The organism is Micromonospora solifontis, from assembly GCF_003725545.1.
Taxonomy (GTDB): Bacteria; Actinomycetota; Actinomycetes; order Mycobacteriales; family Micromonosporaceae; genus Micromonospora; species Micromonospora solifontis.
In genome coordinates, this window is sequence record NZ_RJLN01000195.1 from 1 (window position 1) to 1,082 (window position 1,082).

At 72.5% G+C, this 1,082-nt stretch carries 1 protein-coding gene; it reads left to right on the top strand.

The annotated features are described in order from the left end of the window. Nucleotides 1-1,082, top strand: a 1,082-nt coding sequence (locus EFE23_RS27825; protein ID WP_255421187.1) for a (Fe-S)-binding protein, incomplete at both ends; no start/stop codon positions are given.

Below are 1,082 nucleotides of genomic sequence, written 5' to 3' on the forward strand. Positions count from 1 at the left end.
TTGTTGTTCGAGATGCTCGACGGGACCGCGCGTGGTGGCGCGATCGGCGACGGCTGGCGCTCCACCGCCGTCCGGGACGCGCTCGACCTGTGTCTGGCGTGCAAGGGTTGTAAGGCGGACTGTCCGGTGAATGTGGACATGGCCACGTACAAGGCGGAGTTCCTGTCGCACCACTACGCGGGCCGGTTGCGGCCGCGGGCGCATTACTCGATGGGCTGGCTGCCGGCGATGGCCGCGGTCGCGGGTCTCACGCCCCGGGTGGTCAACGCGCTCGCGCACGCGCCGGGCGTGGGCCGTCTGGCCAAGGCGATGGGTGGGGTCGACCAGCGCCGCGACGTCCCGGTCTTCGCGCGGGAGTCGTTCCAGCGCTGGTTCGCCGGCCGGACCCCCGGCGGGGACGGTTCCCGGGGTGAGGTGGTGTTGTGGCCGGACACGTTCACCAACCACTTCCATCCGGGTGTGGCCCGGGCGGCGGTGGAGGTGTTGGAGGCGGCCGGTTGGCGGGTACGGGTGCCGGACCGGCCGGTGTGTTGCGGCCTGACCTGGATCTCCACCGGGCAGCTCGGCGTCGCCAAGCGGGTGCTCCGGCGGAGCGTGCAGGTGCTGCGTCCGTACCTGCGGGCCGGGACCCGGGTGGTCGGGTTGGAGCCGAGTTGCACGGCGGTGTTCCGCAGTGACGCCCGCGAGTTGTTCCCGGCCGATGACGACGTCATGCGGCTGCGGGAACAGACCGTCACCCTGGCGGAGTTGTTGCACGAGCACAGTCCGGGGTGGCGGCCGCCGCGGGTCCCGGCGCACGCGCTGATCCAGACCCACTGTCATCACCACGCGATCCTGGGTACCGCCGCGGATCAGGCCGTCCTGGCCGCGGCCGGCGTCGACGCGGAGTTCCTGGACTCCGGGTGCTGCGGGCTGGCCGGGAACTTCGGTTTCGAGCAGGGCCACTACGAGGTGTCCGAGGCGTGCGCGGAACGGGTGCTGCTGCCCGCCGTCCGCGACGCCGACGACCGGGACGTCATCCTGGCCGACGGGTTCAGCTGCCGTACCCAGGTGCAGCAGAGCGCGGCGGCCGGCCGGACCGC